At 59.9% G+C, this 17342-nt stretch carries 16 protein-coding genes; 5 read left to right on the top strand and 11 right to left on the bottom strand.

Annotated elements, in window-relative coordinates; translation table 11 throughout:
- Nucleotides 1–66: 66 nt before the first annotated feature.
- Nucleotides 67–747, bottom strand: a complete 681-nt coding sequence (locus ACIPLA_RS01635; RefSeq protein ID WP_401170831.1) for a glutathione S-transferase family protein — start codon at nt 745–747, stop codon at nt 67–69.
- Nucleotides 748–1054: 307 nt separating this feature from the next.
- Here ACIPLA_RS01635 and ACIPLA_RS01630 point away from each other — a divergent pair, with 307 nt between their 5' ends.
- Nucleotides 1055–1972, top strand: coding sequence for an alpha/beta fold hydrolase (locus tag ACIPLA_RS01630; RefSeq protein WP_192344582.1), 918 nt, complete (start codon nt 1055–1057; stop codon nt 1970–1972).
- Here the strand turns inward: ACIPLA_RS01630 and ACIPLA_RS01625 are convergent.
- From ACIPLA_RS01625 to ACIPLA_RS01610, 4 genes are read right to left on the bottom strand one after another with little or no spacing between them, the layout of a single operon-like run.
- Nucleotides 1949–2413: a response regulator gene (locus tag ACIPLA_RS01625; protein ID WP_401170827.1), complete on the bottom strand. Its 465-nt coding sequence runs from the start codon at nt 2411–2413 to the stop codon at nt 1949–1951. The genes ACIPLA_RS01630 and ACIPLA_RS01625 overlap by 24 nt on opposite strands.
- The gene (locus ACIPLA_RS01620) at nt 2410–4737 is read right to left on the bottom strand and encodes an ATP-binding protein (RefSeq protein WP_401170824.1); all 2328 of its coding nucleotides are present in this window, start codon (nt 4735–4737) and stop codon (nt 2410–2412) included. Before ACIPLA_RS01620 ends, ACIPLA_RS01625 begins: the two co-directional genes overlap by 4 nt.
- A complete protein-coding gene (locus ACIPLA_RS01615) occupies nt 4734–5387 on the bottom strand; it encodes a response regulator transcription factor (protein WP_192344584.1) in 654 nt (217 codons plus the stop codon). Before ACIPLA_RS01615 ends, ACIPLA_RS01620 begins: the two co-directional genes overlap by 4 nt.
- Complete coding sequence (locus ACIPLA_RS01610) at nt 5384–6568, bottom strand: sensor histidine kinase (protein ID WP_401170821.1); 1185 nt, start codon at nt 6566–6568, stop codon at nt 5384–5386. The genes ACIPLA_RS01615 and ACIPLA_RS01610 overlap by 4 nt, the downstream gene beginning before the upstream one ends.
- Nucleotides 6569–6738: 170 nt before the next feature.
- Between ACIPLA_RS01610 and ACIPLA_RS01605 the strand changes: the two genes are divergently transcribed.
- On the top strand, nt 6739–7257 hold the full coding sequence (locus ACIPLA_RS01605; protein WP_401170818.1) for an SgcJ/EcaC family oxidoreductase: 519 nt from the start codon (nt 6739–6741) through the stop codon (nt 7255–7257).
- Nucleotides 7258–7448: 191 nt separating this feature from the next.
- On the opposite strand, the gene ACIPLA_RS01600 is transcribed toward ACIPLA_RS01605, so the two are convergent.
- From ACIPLA_RS01600 to ACIPLA_RS01585, 4 genes are all read right to left on the bottom strand, one after another.
- Nucleotides 7449–8417 carry a bifunctional 5,10-methylenetetrahydrofolate dehydrogenase/5,10-methenyltetrahydrofolate cyclohydrolase gene (locus ACIPLA_RS01600; protein WP_256348544.1) on the bottom strand — a complete coding sequence of 323 codons (969 nt, stop codon included), beginning with the start codon at nt 8415–8417 and terminating at the stop codon, nt 7449–7451.
- Between the two features lie 123 nt (nt 8418–8540).
- On the bottom strand, nt 8541–9014 hold the full coding sequence (locus ACIPLA_RS01595; protein ID WP_401170815.1) for a copper chaperone PCu(A)C: 474 nt from the start codon (nt 9012–9014) through the stop codon (nt 8541–8543).
- Entirely contained in the window at nt 9014–9619 is a 606-nt protein-coding gene (locus ACIPLA_RS01590; protein ID WP_008072038.1) for an SCO family protein, read from the bottom strand. The genes ACIPLA_RS01595 and ACIPLA_RS01590 overlap by 1 nt, the downstream gene beginning before the upstream one ends.
- A gap of 280 nt (nt 9620–9899) precedes the next feature.
- The gene (locus tag ACIPLA_RS01585; protein ID WP_218395013.1) at nt 9900–10259 is read right to left on the bottom strand and encodes a DUF6124 family protein; all 360 of its coding nucleotides are present in this window, start codon (nt 10257–10259) and stop codon (nt 9900–9902) included.
- A gap of 957 nt (nt 10260–11216) precedes the next feature.
- On the opposite strand from ACIPLA_RS01585, the gene nirB reads away from it, so the two are divergent.
- From nirB to ACIPLA_RS01570, 3 genes are read left to right on the top strand one after another with little or no spacing between them, the layout of a single operon-like run.
- Complete coding sequence (gene nirB, locus ACIPLA_RS01580) at nt 11217–13778, top strand: nitrite reductase large subunit NirB (protein ID WP_401170811.1); 2562 nt, start codon at nt 11217–11219, stop codon at nt 13776–13778.
- The gene (gene nirD / locus ACIPLA_RS01575) at nt 13778–14164 is read left to right on the top strand and encodes a nitrite reductase small subunit NirD (protein WP_401170808.1); all 387 of its coding nucleotides are present in this window, start codon (nt 13778–13780) and stop codon (nt 14162–14164) included. The genes nirB and nirD overlap by 1 nt, the downstream gene beginning before the upstream one ends.
- 31 nt (nt 14165–14195) lie before the next feature.
- On the top strand, nt 14196–14636 hold the full coding sequence (locus tag ACIPLA_RS01570) for a CBS domain-containing protein (RefSeq protein ID WP_008071340.1): 441 nt from the start codon (nt 14196–14198) through the stop codon (nt 14634–14636).
- An 86-nt stretch (nt 14637–14722) separates the two neighbouring features.
- On the opposite strand, the gene ACIPLA_RS01565 is transcribed toward ACIPLA_RS01570, so the two are convergent.
- Complete coding sequence (locus ACIPLA_RS01565) at nt 14723–15496, bottom strand: L-iditol 2-dehydrogenase (RefSeq protein ID WP_401170805.1); 774 nt, start codon at nt 15494–15496, stop codon at nt 14723–14725.
- Between the two features lie 215 nt (nt 15497–15711).
- Entirely contained in the window at nt 15712–17022 is a 1311-nt protein-coding gene (locus ACIPLA_RS01560) for an ABC transporter substrate-binding protein (protein WP_401170804.1), read from the bottom strand.
- Nucleotides 17023–17342: the final 320 nt, after the last annotated feature.

Raw genomic sequence — 17342 nt, 5'->3', positions numbered from 1 at the left:
CAAATCGGTGACTGTCCTTCGCGCTTCGTACCGACTGGTATCAGGCGCGAAGGCTATGGACGCGGATCATGCGTTGTCCGGCGCCTGGCAAAACCGCTGTTCGATCGCCTCTGCAAACGGGTAGAACGAAAACCAGGGCCGGGCTTCATCGATCACGCGCTGAAATGATGGTCTCTGTACCAACCTCTCGAAATAGGCGCTCAGGTGGCTGTAGTCATCGGGGAACGGCACAAGCGTCCGGGCATAGAAAAGTGCCGGGGCAGCGGCGCAATCGGCCATGCTGAAGGCCGGGCTGGCCACCCAGATTCTGGATGCCATCCGGCGTTCAAGCATGCCGTAGGCCGTTTTCAGCATGGATCGCTCTTTGGTCAAATCGCCGTTGGTCGCCTGTAGCCGATCACTGACAATCTGTTGCATCGGCACTTGTACATAATGGTCGAAAAAGCGATCCCATAATCGGACTTCCAGCGCGGTCTCCCAATCGTCTGGAACCAGATTGTGCGTGCCTGGAAATCGTCTATCCAGGTACTCGATGATGATGCTGGACTCCGGCAGATTCAGCTGATGAACAGAGTCAAAAATTATTGGAAACTTTCCGATTGGCCACAATGCCTGAAGTTCTGCGCTGTCGGCAGGGTCACCGAGATCGATGATTCTTCTCTCGAATTCGGTGCCGTTTTCGTAGAGCGCGATGAGTACTTTGTGACAGAACGACGCCAGTGGATGGTAGTAAAGCGTCAGCGACATCTTTCAACTCCTCATTTGACGTGAGGGGGCGAGAGCCCTGGAACTGATGAAGGTGGGGGCAATGAATAATCATAGGCGGATGTTGGCGATGCGTCAGGGCCGCCACTTTCAAGCGTGCGTACTTGCACACGGGAAAATCCCTGCTTTACTGTGAGCCACTGGTCGGTTTGTGACTTATTGGTCATGGCGTTCATCTCAGCGCCCTTGTACCGTTGTCGCTGGTTTGTGCTGTCAGGCTTGCCCGGAGGAAGCCGGACGGTCAATCAAGCTGTGTGTCTGATCCAATTTGTTCAAGGAATAGAATGAAATGACGTTGAAAACTGCGATCGTCCAGATTGGTAAGAAGTACAGGGTTTATACCGAGCATTACCTCAACGCCACCGCCGACAAGACCATTATTCTGGTCAACGGCTCGCTGGCAACGACCGCATCTTTTGCCCAAACGGTGCGCTACCTGCGGCCACGCTTCAATGTAGTCCTCTACGATCAGCCCTACGCCGGTCAATCGAAACAACACAACCAGCATGACCAGCCGATCCGCAAGGAAGACGAAGCCGAAATATTGCTGGAGTTGATCGAGCACTTTCGGGCGCAGCATGTGCTGTCCTTTTCCTGGGGCGGCGCGGCGACTTTGCTGGCGCTGGCCCAGCACCCACAACGAATCGAAAAAGCGGTGATCAGTTCATTCGCGGCGCGAATCAATACGCCGATGCGCGATTATCTGGAGAGTGGCCGGCACTTCCTACAGGCTTGTGATCGGCGCAATGTCGGGCGCTTGATCAACAGCACGATCGGCAAGCATCTGCCGTCGCTGTTCAAGCGTTTCAACGAACGCCATGTCAGCAGCCTTGACGAACACGAATACCGGCAGATGCATTTTCACGTCAACGAAGTGCTGACTCAGGACACTCATTGCTACGTTTCCTGTGCCGATGCCATCGAAGTTCCGCTGCTGTTTATCAACGGCGAACGGGATGAGTACACCTCGGTGGAAGACGCCCGTCTTTTCGCAACTCATTCCCGTCAGGCTCAGTTTCAGACCATCAAGAACGCCGGGCACTTCCTCGATATGGAACACCCGACGGCCTGGAATGACACCCAGCAGGCCTTGTTGGGCTTTCTGCAGCCGGTCGCCAAAATACCGAGCCAGCCCCGTGACCTGACGTTCAGTAGCAAAGCGTCAGTGATTCCGCCCCTTCAGTCAGCTAACTGGGTGCGGCTTTAACTGGCGCAGCAACTCGATCTGATCCGCCGGGACCAAAGTACGCAAGGCTTTATACAGCGCGCGGGTTTCGAGCAGGTTCCAGATGCGCAGCATGGTTTCCAGGGCGTCCAGTGGCTTGCTGATGAAGTCTTTGGCGCCCAGGGCCAGCGCGCGCAGGCGGGTATCGCGGGTGGCGTCGGCGGTGAGCACGAGGATCGGCAGGTATTCGCCGGTCGGGATGCGCCGGTTGAGTTGTTCCAGTACGGCAAAGCCGTCGAACTCCGGCATGTGCAGGTCGAGAATTACCAGGTCAGGCTCGAAGCTGTTGAACAGGTCCAGGGTTCGCAGCGGCTGGGTACTGCTCAGTACATTGGTAAGCCCTTCGCGGACAAGCAACTGCTCCATCAAGTCGAGGTTGGGCCGCTGGTCGTCGATGATCAGAATGCGCAGGTCGGTGTTCACACGGGCTCCGGTAGATGCTGGTCAAGATGGGCGAGGAATGAAGGGATGTTAATCGGCTTGGTCAGCACCGCCGTCGCTCCCGCTTCCAGCAAGGCCAGATGCGTGAGGTCACTGGCATCGGCGGTGATCATCAGCACGGGAATGGCACGGGTGATGGAAGACTGACGCAAGCGTTGCAGCACATTGAAACCATCCAGATCCGGCAGCGCCACGTCGAGCAATATCAGCTGCGGTGCATGTTGACGGGCCAGGTCCAGACCCATTTGCCCCTGCATGCTTGAGAGCAACTGGATGTGCGGCCGTCGTTGCAGCAGGGTTTCGATCAGGGCCAGGCTTGAGAGATTGTCTTCGATGCACAGGACTTTGCCCTGGTAATCGGGAGCGGTGAGGGCGGCCGTGACCGTTGGGTGACTGATTCGTGCAACCGGTGGCTCGGTGATTGGCTGCAGGCGCACGAAGGGCAATTCCAGGGTGAAACTTGCGCCTTCGCCGGGCTGGCTTTTGACGGTCAGGCTGCCGTTCATCATTTCCAGCAGACTCTTGCTCAAGGCCAGGCCCAGGCCGGTGCCTTCCACGTTCGGATCAGTCTCCAGACGCTCGAACGGCTTGAACAGTTGCTCCAGTCGATCGGCCGCAATGCCCTTGCCAGTGTCGCAGACGGACACGGCAATTCGTTGTTGAATAACCCTGACTTCGATGTGCACCTGACCCTGGGGCCGGTTGTATTTGATCGCGTTGGACAGCAAGTTAAGCAGCACCTGAACCAGACGTTGCCGATCGGCGACGATTCCGCTGTCGGCGGCCAGCATCGGCAAATCGACCAATTGGATGCCGGCGTCGCAGGCCATGGGGGAAACCAGTGTCAGGGCTTCTTGCAGCACCACCGCCAAGGGCACGGCTTCAACATTCAGCGGCAGGCGCCCGGCTTCGATCTTGGCGATGTCCAACACCTCGTTGATCAGGGTCAGCAGGTGTTGTCCGGCCCGCAGGATATGACCGATCTGTGCCCGCTGCCCCTTGGGTGAGTCCATGTCCAACAGTTGTGCGAAGCCGAGAATGGAGTTGAGCGGGGTACGCAGTTCGTGGCTCATGCGCGACAGGAACTCGCTTTTGGCGCGGCTGGCGCGTTCGGCTTCTTCCCGTGCGGTGCTCAGTGCTATCTCGGCCACGCGGCGATCGGTGATGTCGCGGGTGATCTTGGAGAATCCGCGCAAGGCGCCACTGCTGTCGTATTGCGCGGTAATCACCACGCTGGCCCAGAAGCGGCTGCCATCCTTGCGGCAACGCCAGGCCTCTTCCATGTAATGACCGTCGCGAGTGGCCTCGCGCAGCGCCATGTCGGGATGCTGCGGGCATTCTTGCGACAGATAAAACACCGAAAAATGCTGACCGACGATTTCCTGTTCGGTGTAGCCCTTGATCCGTTCGGCGCCCGCATTCCAGCTGGTGACGAAGCCCTGTGTGTCGAGGGCGAAAATACCGTAGTCCTTCACCCCGTCGATGATCAGCCGCAGGCGCTCTTCGTTGTCGCGCAACGCCCGCTCACGTTCAGCCAGCAACAACCCGGCTTCGACCAGGCGCGTGCCCAATTGACCAATCTCATCGTTCTCCGGCGGTTGCGGCAGTAACGGCTGACCGAGTGCCAGTCGTTGTGCGTTGCCCTGGACCTGTTTGACCCGGGCGACAATGCCCTTGGACAGGAACAGCACCGCTACGATGGCGCCAAACAACCCGCAGGCCGCGGCCAGCAGGGTGGAGAACAACAACCGCTGTCGAGTCGAGGCGGCCGCCGCGGTGCGCTCGGCCAGCAACGTATCCTCGAGGGTGCGCATGGCGCTGATGCGTTCACGCAATTCGTCGAGGATGTGCTTGTTGTTGATCAGGATGGTGGTGATCGACTCGGGTGTGGCGCTGCGATCGTCGAGCAGTTCAACCAGACCCTCGACCTTGGTCTCGATCAACGGGGTGATCGCCTCCAGATGTTTGCGCACCCGCTCATCGCGAACGTTGCTGTCGAGCCGTCGCAGGGCTGATTCGATCAAGGGTTTGGCTTGGCGATAACCCGGCAGGAAATCCTCGCGGCGGGTCAGCAGATAGCCGCGCACGCTGGCGGCGGCCTCGGCGAGCAGGGTGTGCACGGCCTGAATGTCGCCTTGCACCAGCAGCACCCGGCGCACGTCCTCTTCCGCGCGTGCGGTCTGACGCTCGGTGATGTAGATCAGCACCAGCGAGAGCAACAGGATGACCAACGGCAGGGAAATCACCACGAGGGCTTTGCCGCGTAATGGCAGATCGGCCCAGCGTCGAGCATTTGAAACTTTCATGACTGGGTGACCAGCCCCAGGGCCATGCCACGAACGGCCGCCTGGGTTCGGTCGGCGGCGCCGAGTTTACCGATGACCCGTTCGACGTGGGCTTTGGCCGTGCCCGTGGTGATACCGAGTTCTTCGCCGATTTCACGATTGCTGAAGCCGCTGGCTACCAGCCCGAGGACCTGGCGTTCGCGGGCGGTCAAGGTTTCGGCAGGCGCGGCGCCACTGGCGTTGCGTTCGGTCATGCGCCGCAGCAGGCGGGCGCTGACCGCGCTATTGAGGGCTTCCTCGCCCGCGGCGACGCGTTGCAGGGCGTCAATCACTTCATTGCGGCTGGCGTCTTTGAGCAGGTAACCCACGGCACCGGCATTCATCGCCGCTTCCAGGTGATCCGGGCTGTCGTCCATGGTGAAGATCACCACTTTCAGGGCCGGCAGGCGCTGCTGAAGAATCCGCGCCGCGCCCAACCCATTGAGCACGGGCATGCGAATGTCGAGGATGACGATGTCGGGTAGCAAGCGCTCACAAACGTCCACCGCTTCCTGGCCATCGCGGGCCTGGCCGACCACTTCGAATTGCGGATGGCCGGCCAGCAGCGCGACGAAACCGGTTCGGGTGACCTCATGATCGTCCGCCAGAACCAGACGTAAAACTTCAGTCATTGAGCTGTTCCATTGAGGTCGGAGGGTACGGTTGCACGCAGTTGCGTCCCGCCATGCAGATGGCTGACGCAAGTGAAATCGCCGCCCAGCAGGCTTGCGCGTTCCTTCATCGCGGCGAGCCCCAAGTGCCGGGCGCCGCAGGTGTCGAGTCGTTGTTCCATGGCAAAACCTTTGCCGTTGTCGTCCAGCCGTAGCGAGGCCAGTCCTTCGAGCAGTTCCAGCGCGAGGACGACATGGCTGGCCTGCGCATGCTTGAGAATGTTGTTAATGCCTTCCTGGGCGATCCGGAACAGGGCGATCTCCACCTGGCTGGGCAAACGTGCTTCGCAACGCGTGCTCCAGTTCACTTTGATCCCGGCGTCACGCAGGCGATCCGCTTCTTTGTCGACCGCCTTCAGCAAGCCAAAGTCGTCGAGTACCGTCGGGCGCAGGCCGCTGATCAATTGCCGGCCTTCGCCGACGCAGTGCTGGGCCAGTGCAAGAATCGTCTGTAAGTCTGCGCCGAGTTCGTCGGGCAGTGGCGGGCAGCGGCCGGCAAAACCTTGCAGGCGCTGATGCAGCCCGGCGAGGGTTTGCGCCAGGCCGTCGTGCAAGTCGTAAGCCATGCGTTTGCGTTCGTCTTCCTGTGCCCTGAACAGCCTGTGGACCAGATCGGACATGGTGCGCTCGCGGGCCACCAGTGCATCCAGCAACCGCTGGTTTTCCAGGTGCGCGGCCAGCAGGGTGGCGAGCAATTGCAGGGATTCGAGGTCCTCGGTGTCCGGTGCACTGATGCTGACACTGTTGGCCAGCACCAACGCACCGAAGGCCGCGCCATCGCCGCCGCGCAAAGGTACCCGCAGCACATTGGGCAGAACCGCGCTCGGCTGTTCCTGCCATTGCGGGGAGCACATCGCCGTATCGGCGAGACGCTCGAGGCTGTGTAAACGATCACGGCTACCGTGACTGGCGGTGGTCCTGACCTGCGCATCCACGTCCCATTCCAGCAGTAACGCGTGGTCCATCGCGAGGAAGGCACAGGCCCGTTGCAGCACCCGTTGACGCATGGCTGCGGGGGCCAGTTGCGTCAGTTCCTGGCCGGTATCCACCAGCAGCCGCAGTCGCGCGGCGCGACTTTGCGATTGCCGATACTGGGTCCGAATGGCCAAGGCGCTACCGGGGTCATGATCAGGGTTTTGCATGGGCATATTCCGGCGCAGGCTCGCCCGTTCGGGCTGGGGCGTCATTAAACCTTGTTGACGGGGCAGGGCGCTATCTGCCGAATGGCATAGGCAAATGACTCCGGTTGGCCGATGGCGGGCGACGTTCCGAGCGGCACAGTGTGGCCATCGACCACCATTGGAATCGCGCAATGAAATTCAAGACCTCAACCATCGCCCTGTTGTTCGCCCTGACCGCCCCGTTGGTCCAGGCATTGGAGGTAGTGCCTTACGTCTACAGCAGCGTGGCCGAACAGCCCGGTAACGTGAAGGATCGTGAAATCGCCGCGCTGTTTGATCAATGGAATAGCGCATTGAAGAGCGGCAATGTTCAGAGCGTGGTCGACCTGTATGCGCCGAACGCCGTGTTGCAGCCGACGGTTTCCAACAAGGTGCGCACCACGCCGGCACAGATCAAGGACTACTTCGATCACTTCATGGCGCTCAAGCCGGTGGGCCAGATCAACTTCCGTGAGATCCGTCCATTAGGCGCCAATGTGGCGATGGACAGCGGCGTCTACACCTTTTTCCTGACCGAGGCCGATGGCAAGACTCGTCAGGTGCAGGCGCGCTACACCTTCGTCTATGAACAGGTTGGCGGGCAGTGGAAGATTCTCAACCATCACTCTTCGGCGATGCCGCAAGCACAGGTGCTGCACGCCGGGAAGTAACCGCGTTTTCGACGCTTGATGTGGTTAAGACACAATCCCTGTGGGAGCGGGCTTGCTCGCGAAGGCGTCAGCACATCCAACACTGATGTCGCCTGACACACCGCTTTCGCGAGCAAGCCCGCTCCCACAGGTTCCGCGCCTGACTGGCATTACCGACACGGCCCACTTTGAAGTGGGCCGTGTGCGTTGTGTCAGTTCAACGCCAAGTCATCTGCAGGCTGCTGCCCGCGGGCCTGTGCGGCGAGTTGCAACTGGCAGGCGATCAGGGTGTTTTTCAGCAGATAGGCAATGGTCATCGGCCCGACGCCACCCGGCACCGGGGTAATCGCCCGCGCGACGGTGCGGGCGCTGGCATAGTCGACATCGCCCACCAGACGATCGCCGGATTCGCTGGCGATGCGGTTGATGCCGACATCGATGACCACCGCACCGGGCTTGAGCCAACTGGCGTCGATCAACTCAGGCCGACCCACCGCTGCGACCACGATATCCGCCAGCCGGCACAACGCCGGGGCGTCGACGCTACGCGAATGCACCACGCTGACCGAGCAGTTGGCCTGCAACAACAAGGTCGCCATCGGTTTGCCGACAATGTTCGAACGGCCGATGACCACCGCGTGCAAGCCGCTCAAGTCATCACCGCAGGTCTCGTGCAGCAAGCGCATGCAGCCACTGGGCGTGCACGGGGTCAGGACCTCCATGCCTTGCACCAGCCCACCGACGTTTTCCCGATGAAAACCGTCGACGTCCTTGATCGGGTCGATGGCCTGAATCACCGCCTGTTCGTCGATAGCGGCGGGCAAGGGCAGTTGCACCAGGATGCCGGTCACCGAGGCATCGGCGTTGAGTTGCGCAATCAGTTCCAGAACCTGGGTCTGGCTGGCGGTTTCCGGCAGGCGGTATTCAAGGGAGCGGATACCGACTTCCTTGGCGCGCAGCAGTTTGTTGCGCACATAAACGTGGCTGGCCGGGTCGTCACCGACCAACAGGACCGCAAGGGCGGGATAGATTTGCTGGCCGGCCAGGGCCAGAACCTCCTCCCGGACCTCGTCGAGAACCTGGGCAGAAATGGCTTTGCCGTCGATATCGCGGGCCAGTGGTGGGGTACTGCTGATCAAATGCGTCACCGTCGTCTTGATTGAAAGGGGTGAAGTGATCATCAAGGCGTCTTCGTGCGCCGATGATCCATCAGAGACATGCAGGCAGGGACGCACAGGCTACCAGTTGAGGGCAGGCCAATACCACCGCAACAGCGGCGATCAGACGGGCCGGGATTGAGCCTCTCAATGCATCTTGCTGTGATCCTGCATGCCGAGCGCCCGAGCCTCGGCGTCAATCTTGATCGTCTCTTTTTCGCCCTTGGCGTTTTCCACGGTCAGGGTCAGGGGCACTTTGTCGCCTTCCTTAACCTGAGTCGTCAGGTCCATCAGCATGATGTGGTAGCCATGGGGATCAAAGCTCACCGGTTTGCCGGCCGGCAGCGCGACGGACTCGACCTGGCTCATGCTCATCACATCGTCTTTCATGCTGGATTGGTGAATTTGCACGGTGTTCGCGACTGGCGACTGCACGCTGAGCAGTTTGCTGTCGCTGTCGGCCTGCAGGGTCATGAAGGCGCCGGTCGAATGCTGGCCGGCCACCGTCGCGCGGACCCAGGCGTCGTTCACCTGGGTTTGGGCGCACACCTGCCAGGCCATGCCGATCAGGAAAAGGCCCAGGGTCAGCTGTTTAATACGTGGTGCGTAGATCGAAGTCATCAGCAGACCTCCATGACGGTGAGCAGGTCTTCTGCACACTCTTGAGCGGTAAGGGACGCGGACAGTCCCAGGCGCAAAGTGCCTCGGGAGTCGAAAACGAAGCTGGTCGCGGTGTGGGAGAGGGTATAGGTCGAGCCGCTGGGGATCTTTTCAAAGAACACACCGAACTCCTTGGCGGTGGCGGCGGTTTCTTCCAGCGAGCCGTACAGCGCCTCGAAACTTGGATCGAAGGCTTTGACGTAGGCGTCGAGCATTTGCGGCGTATCGCGTTCGGGGTCCAGGGTGATGAAGATCACTTGCAGGCGTTCGCCATCGCGGCCCATCAGTTTTTTCGCTTGTGCCGCACGGGCCAGCGTCGTCGGGCAGACCGCCGGACATTGGGTGAAACCGAAAAAAACCATCGGCATCAGGCCACGGTAGCTGCCCAGCATCCGGTACTCGCCCTGCGCGTCCTTGAGTTTGAAGGTACGCCCCATGATCTTGTCGCTGAGGTCCTTGCCGTACTTGAACGACAGCTTGCTGCTGTCATCGCAGCCGGCGAGCAGGCCAAGGCTCAACAGGCTCATGCCTTGCAGGACCGTGCGACGGGTATACAACGTACTCATGGAAAAAAGCATCCTGTGTAGCGACCGGGAATCTACAGTGGCTGATCAATCAGACGAAAAAAAGCGCACGGATGTTAACAAACTGTTGCGCTATGGCGCTCAATCGATGGCCCGCCGGTCATGCGCCAAAAGGTCGCGGCCTCGGGATACCCTACTGGGATCAAACACCGAGAAACCTGTGGCGAGGGAGATTGCTCCCGCTGGGTCGCGCAGCGGCCCCCAAAAAAAGGATCACTGCACAACCCTGCGTCAGTAACTCACTCACCACAACAGTTCATACCTACTCAGGCGTATTAATGTGATCCAGCACCCGGTTCGCGGTGATCTCCGCCACCATGATGCTGTTTGAAATGCCCAGCAGGGCGTGACGCGACTCACCCTCCAGATGATCCACCAACTGATGGACCATCACATCGACCGAGGCCAGTGTCTCGACCAAAAAAACCGCCAGGGTTTCGGTAGTCGCCTCTGGGGCCACGGCAAACAGCTTGCTGGGTTTACGCGCGGTGGCTTTGATGTCGGCATTCGACGGGAAGTGGAAGTTCAGAGCCCGCTCGGCGGCCTCATTGAGCTTCTTTGAATCGGGTTCGTACGGAGATATCGGATCGATGTCCGGTGGGTTGGGCGTAACTTTGAACATAAGCTGGCTTCTCTGATTGGGTGCCACCCTCTTGCGACTAAACGAGAGGGAGGCAGCTGTACGCAGGTTAGTCGACCGGGGAAGCTAGCAAAGCCGGCGCGCCCGAAGGCGCCCTGCGCACAACCACCATCAAGTGCAGGCATGGGAATGCCTGACTGACAAGAGCTTGTACACCTTACTTATAACCCCGGGCGACTAAACCCGATCACTGATGGGCAGTGACGCGAATCAAGTTACCGAGCAACCCCAAGGCGCACAAGCCGGCGGATTCTGGCGTAAGCGTAGGCAACGGCGCAAGATCTTGTAGCTTTCAGGAAGTAACCTTCAGGGCTTTTAAACACGCGCATTCCGGCAATGTTGCGAATCCCTGTGGGAGCGGGCTTGCTCGCGAAAGCGGCGTGTCAGGCGACATCAATATTGACTGTGCCGCCGTCTTCGCGAGCAAGCCCGCTCCCACAGGGATTCGCGCTTAACTCACTGGCATTGCTCAAGCCCAAATAGAACGTAGCCGTATGCACTTTTAAAGAGCCATGCCTGACAACATGCACCAGTGCGAAGCGGTTTCCTGAGCTATTCCTTCCTACCGCTCCAACGTCCGTCCACCCGCTCGCGGGCTCCTGCAAAGTTGACTAACGCCCGATGAGACCCGCCTGGGCCGGTGTCTTTATCACATTTCCCCATCGTTCAGAGGTCGGTTTTCCAGCACTGAGGAAGTCATACGCCGCAGACTGGCACAAAGGCTGCATTGATCCCCTCAGGTCCATCAAAAACAGATGGGCAGCCCACTCGGTCAACGATGATCGAGCGGCCGAGCAGGTCGTGGGCAACATCGGTGGATCCGGCGAAGGCGCCAGGTCGAACACCGCGAAGAACAGGCAAAGACGCCTGAAACCGAGAGGTTTCAGGCGTTTTTTTTTGCTTTTTTTAACCGTGATTGGCTTTGGCTGGGTGCTTACTATGAATTCCAATGTTGCCGCGTTGAACAAACTGCAAACACTGATCGTGATCGGCAATGGCATGGTCGGACATCATTGTGTCGAGCAGCTCATCGAGCGCGGTGCCCTCGACCATTACCGGCTGCATGTCTTCAGCGAAGAGCCGATGCGCGCCTACGACCGGGTGCATCTGTCCGAGTATTTCGGCGGTCGCGATGCCGAGTCGTTGGCCCTGGGCGAAGCCTCTCTGTACCAGACGCCGGGCGTCACCCTGCATTTGGGCGTGCCGGTGCTGGAAATCGATCGAGCGCGACGCCAGGTGATTACCGCACAAGGTTGCGTCGCGTACGACAAATTGGTTCTGGCCACCGGCTCTTATCCTTTCGTACCGCCTATTGAAGGTGCAGAAGGCGACTCGCGCCTGGTCTATCGCACCCTCGAAGACCTCGACGCGATTCGTGCCGCGGCGGCCAATGCCCGGCGCGGCGTAGTAGTCGGCGGTGGCCTGCTCGGTCTGGAAGCGGCCAACGCCCTGAAAAGCCTGGGCCTGGAAGCGCATGTGGTGGAATTCGCCCCGCGCCTGATGCCGGTGCAGCTGGACGAGCAGGGTGGCCTGGCGCTGAAGACGCAGATCGAGCGGCTCGGTGTGAGTGTGCACCTGTCCCGTGGCACGCAGTCGATCAGTGCCGGCGAGCAGTACCGCTACCGGATGAATTTTGCCAATGACGAATTCCTTGAAGCCGACCTGATCGTGTTCTCCGCCGGCATCCGCGCGCAAGACGCGCTGGCCCGCCAATGTGCGCTGGACATCGGTCCCCGTGGCGGCGTGGTGATTGATGACCAATGCCTGACCAGCGATCCGAACATCTACGCAATCGGCGAGTGTGCGGCCTGGAATGGCAGCCTCTTCGGTCTGGTCGCTCCGGGTTATCAAATGGCCCGTGGCGTCGCGACGCTGCTGTGCAATCAAGTGGCGGAGCCGTTCCAGGGCGCCGACATGTCGACCAAGCTCAAACTGCTCGGCGTCGATGTCGGCTCCATCGGCGATGCCCATGCCCAGACGCCGGGTGCGCGCAGCTATCAGTTCATCGATGAAGCGACGGCCAGCTACCGTCGCCTGGTGGTGGATGCTGACAGCAAACGCGTGCTCGGCGCGGTGCTGGTCGGCGACAACAGCTACTACGACACCTTGCTGCAATACATGCAGAACGGCATTGCCTTGCCGTCGGAACCGGCCAGCCTGATTCTGCCGTCGTCCACCGGCGCGCCAACCCTGGGCCCGGGGGCGCTGCCCGAGTCGGCGACCGTTTGCTCGTGCCATAACGTCACCAAGGGCTCGATCTGCTCGGCCATCGACGGCGGCTGCACAGACCTGGGCCTGCTCAAATCGCAGACCAAGGCGTGCACCGGTTGCGGCGGTTGCGCGGGGCTGCTCAAGCAAGTGTTCGAGCATGAATTGATTGCCCGTGGCGTCAGTGTCGATAAGAGCCTGTGTGAACACTTCGCCTACACCCGTCAGGAGCTTTATGCGCTCGTGCGGGTAGAAGGGGTGATCACCTTCGAAGAACTGCTGGCCAAGCACGGCCGTGGTCACACCGGTTGCGACGTGTGCAAACCGGCGGTGGGCTCGATCCTCGCCTCGTGCTGGAACCAGCCGATCATGGATGCCTCGCTGGTGCCGTTGCAGGACACCAACGACACTTTCATGGCCAACATGCAGAAAAACGGCACCTATTCGGTGGTGCCGCGCATCGCCGGGGGCGAGATCACAGCCGACAAGCTGATCGCGATTGGCGTGGTGGCAAAAAAATACGACCTCTACACGAAAATCACCGGCGGCCAGCGGATCGACCTGTTCGGCGCGCAGTTGCATCAGTTGCCGGACATCTGGTCCGAGTTGATTGAGGCCGGTTTCGAAACCGGGCATGCCTACGGCAAATCGACCCGCACGGTGAAGTCTTGCGTCGGCAGCACCTGGTGCCGTTACGGCGTGCAGGACAGCGTGAAAATGGCCCTGACCCTCGAGGATCGCTACAAAGGCCTGCGTTCGCCGCACAAGCTCAAGTTCGCGGTCTCCGGTTGTACCCGTGAATGTGCCGAGGCGCAGAGCAAGGACGTGGGCGTGATCGCCACCGAGAACGGCTGGAACCTCTATGTCGCCGGTAACGGTGGCATGCGCCCACGCCACGCCGAGCTGTTCGCCACCGACCTCGACGATGAAACCCTGATCCGTTACATCGACCGGTTCCTGATGTTCTACATCCGCACCGCCGATAAATTGCAGCGCACCTCGGTCTGGCGCGAAAGCCTGGAGGGCGGCCTGGATTACCTCAAGGACGTGGTCATCAACGACAGCCTGGGGCTCGGCGCAGAACTCGAATCGCAGATGCAACTGGTGGTCAACCGCTACGAATGCGAATGGGCCAACGCCCTCAAAGACCCGGAAAAACTCAAGCGCTTCCGCACCTTCGTCAACGATAAACGCCCGGACCCGGACATCCATTTTGTTCAGGAACGCGGTCAACGCCGGCCGATCATGGCCGCCGAACTCAACCTTATCCCTGTCACCGAGGAGAATGCCTGATGAGTCAGTCCAATACCCAGCGTGTCGAAGCCCCTGCAACCGCGGCCAATGCTCAGGCGTGGCAGGCGGTGTGCAGCCAGCAGGATCTGGTCAGCAACTCCGGCGTCGTGGTCTGGCTCGACGGCGCGCAGGTGGCGCTGTTCTACCTGCCGCAGGCCGAAGGTCGCACCCTCTACGCCATCGACAACCATGATCCGCAATCCGGCGCGAACGTCATCGGCCGTGGACTGATCGGCAGCCTCAAGGGTGATCTGGTGGTGGCATCGCCGATCTACAAGCAGCATTTCCGTCTTGAGGACGGCAGTTGCCTGGAATACCCGGAGCAGCGCCTGCGGGTGTGGCCGGTGCGCCTGAACGCCGGCATCGTGGAAGTCGCGGCGGCTTGATCGCCGCCCTGAACCATATTGGAGAACGTTGATGAAGACAGCCGCACAGTTGCTCAAACTGAAAGTCGTGCAAAACCAGCAGGTGCACAGCATCGCGCCGGACCAGATGGTTCTCGACGCCCTGAAAATGATGGCCGAGAAGAACGTCGGCGCGTTGCCCGTCATTGAAGACGGGCAGGTGGTCGGCGTCATCAGCGAGCGCGACTATGCGCGCAAGGTGGTGCTACAGGGCCGTTCTTCGGTCGGCACGCCGGTGCGCGAGATCATGAGCGCGCCGGTGGTGACCGCCGACAGTCAGCAGAGCATCGAGCGCTGCATGGCGGTCATGACCGACAGTCATTTGCGCCATCTGCCGGTGCTGGAGAGCGGTGAACTGATCGGGCTGTTGTCGATTGGCGATCTGGTCAAGGAAGCCATCGTCGAGCAGGCGGATTTGATTCGGCAACTGGAGCACTACATTCGCGGGCATTGAGGGCCGGACGGGAACGAGCAGGCCATGTCTACGGTGCAGTAGACATGGCCTGTTCGGTAGGGGCTTTAATTGGGGTTCGATACTCGTCAGCTCATCCAGTTGCCGCCATCGACGTTATAGGTTTGCGCCACGACATACTCACTCTCGTTTGATGCCAGGAAGATCGCCATGCCGACAAGATCGTCTGCCGTGCCCATGCGTCCATAGGGTACTTCCTGACCCGCCAGCCTTTTCTTTTCCCCAAGCGGCCGGTTCTCATATTTGGCGAACAGCGCATCGACGCCATCCCAATGCTCACCGTCCACCACGCCCGGTGCGATGGCATTCACGTTGATGTTATGGGGAATGAGATTGAGACCCGCCGATTGCGTGAGGCTGATCACCGCCGCTTTGGTCGCGCAATACACCGCGACAAGCGCTTCACCGCGTCGACCGGCCTGACTGGCCATATTGATGATTCTGCCGCCATGGCCCTGGCGGATCATCTGTTTGGCCGCGGCCTGCAGGGTGAACAGGGTGCCGGACACGTTGATCGAGAACAGCCGTTCGTAGCTCTCGCGAGAAATTTCCGTAATCGGTGCGAGATCAAACAGGGCCGCGTTGTTGATCAGGATATCGAGCTTGCCTGCGGTGGCGATGACCGCTGCGATAGCGCCGTCGATTGACTGCTGATCGGTCACGTCCATCTCGACCGCATAGGCATTCGGTCCCAGCTCGGCCGCAGTGGCTTGCGCGCGTTCCAGGTTGATGTCTGCGATCGCGACCGTAGCGCCTTCGCGGATATAGGCTTGCGCGAACGTTCTTCCGATGCCTCTGGCAGAACCGGTGATAAGGGCGCTTTTTCCTTCCAAACGTTTCATTTTTCCCATCCATTCATTAGAGCTATAGAGAGACGCCCCCGTTGAGGGCATTAAATGCGGTCGTCAGTCTGCGAAGCCCCCCCTGTAGGAGCGAGGCTTGCCCGCGAAGAACGATGACGCGTAATACCTGAAAAACCGCGGCGCATTCTTCGCGGGCAAGCCTCGCTCCTACAGGTTCCCCCACTGGTTCTGCGTCTTGATCTATCGGTATGTTGCTATTTTGGATAACCAGCGCGCTTCATCTCGCGTTCGGTGGTTTGCTGGGCCGAGGCCAGAGCCTGCTCAACCGGCATCTGCCCGGTGAGCGCCGCAGACAGCAGCTTGCCGACCGACGTGCCGATGGCCTGGAATTCAGGAATGGTCACGTACTGGATACCGACATAAGGCACGGGTTGGACTGACGGGTGTGCAGGGTCGGCGTTCTGCATCATTTTCAGCGTGACACCGGCGAAGGGTGCAGCCTGCAAATAAGCGTCGCTGTAGGTGGACATACGAGTGCCCGGCGGTACGTTGGTGATGCCATCCTTATCGGCGACCAGTTGGATGTAGTCCTTGGAGGTCGCCCAGGTCACAAAGGCTTTGGCGGCTTCCTTGTGTTTGGACGTCGCAGGGATGGCCAGCGACCAGGCATAGAGCCAGGACGAGCCCTTGTCGGTGACCTGCGTGGGCGCCGCGACGAAGCCGACCTTATCGGCGACCTTGCTTTGAGTTGTGTCGGTGATGAAGGAGCCGGCGACGCTGGCATCGACCCAGATCGCGCATTTGCCGCTGTTGAACAGGGCCAGCGTCTCGTTGAAGCCGTTGCTCGAAACACCCGGCGGGCCGTACTGCTTGAGGGTGTTGACGTAGAAGTTCGCGGCGGCGGTCCATTCCGGCCCAGTGAGTTGCGGCTGCCACTGCTCGTTGAACCAGCGCGCGCCAAAAGCGTTGGACATGGTGGTCAGCAGCGCCATGTTTTCACCCCAACCAGCCTTGCCGCGCAGGCACATTCCATACTGCTCTTTGTCCGGCTGGTGCAGCTTGCCGGCGAACTCACCGAGCTGCGTCCAGGTCGGGTGCTCGGGCATGCTCAAGCCGGCGTTCTTGAACAAGTCGGTTCGGTAATAGGTGATGGTACTTTCGCCATAAAACGGCAGGGCATAGAGCGTGGCGTTGACTGACAGTCCCTGACGAACCGAGGGGAAAATATCCTCGAGGTCATAGCTGGCGGGCAGATCCTTTATCGGTTCCAGCCAATGCTTGGCGCCCCACAGCGGTGTTTCGTAAGTGCCGATGGTGAGCACGTCGAATTGACCGCCCTGAGTGGCAATGTCAGTGGTCAGGCGCTGACGCAACACGTTCTCTTCAAGCACCACCCAGTTGAGCTTCACGTCCGGATGCTGCTGTTCGAATGTTTTGGACAGCCGCTGCATGCGGATCATGTCGCTGTTGTTCACGGTGGCGATGGTCACCGTTTCGGCAGCCTGGCAGAGCAGGGCAGAGGACAGGCCGGCGGATAGAAAAAACGCGCTTGGGATGATCTTCATCGTGTTCTCCGCTCTGCGCCTTGGGCGGCAGAGGCACTTATTGTTGTTGTAATCCACGGTGCGAGCCATGGCCGCAACGGGATGAACACAGGATTACAGCAACCCAAGTGGTGAACAAATGAACGGCATACACCGCACTGATACTTTTTTAACCGGGCAGGACAGTGGAAAAAAAGTATCAGTGACCGCCACACAGGACGCTAGGCTTGCTGTCTGCTTAGTGTGAATCTGATAACAGCGCCGTGGAGTTTCGAATCTCGTCGATTCGTCCCGGCTTCGCGGTAGCCTTGATAAAACCAACAAAAATGGAATCGCCAGGG

The sequence above is a fragment of the Pseudomonas sp. NPDC086112 genome (assembly GCF_044746425.1).
Lineage (GTDB): Bacteria > Pseudomonadota > Gammaproteobacteria > Pseudomonadales > Pseudomonadaceae > Aquipseudomonas.
This window is presented reverse-complemented; position numbering and strand designations above follow the sequence as displayed.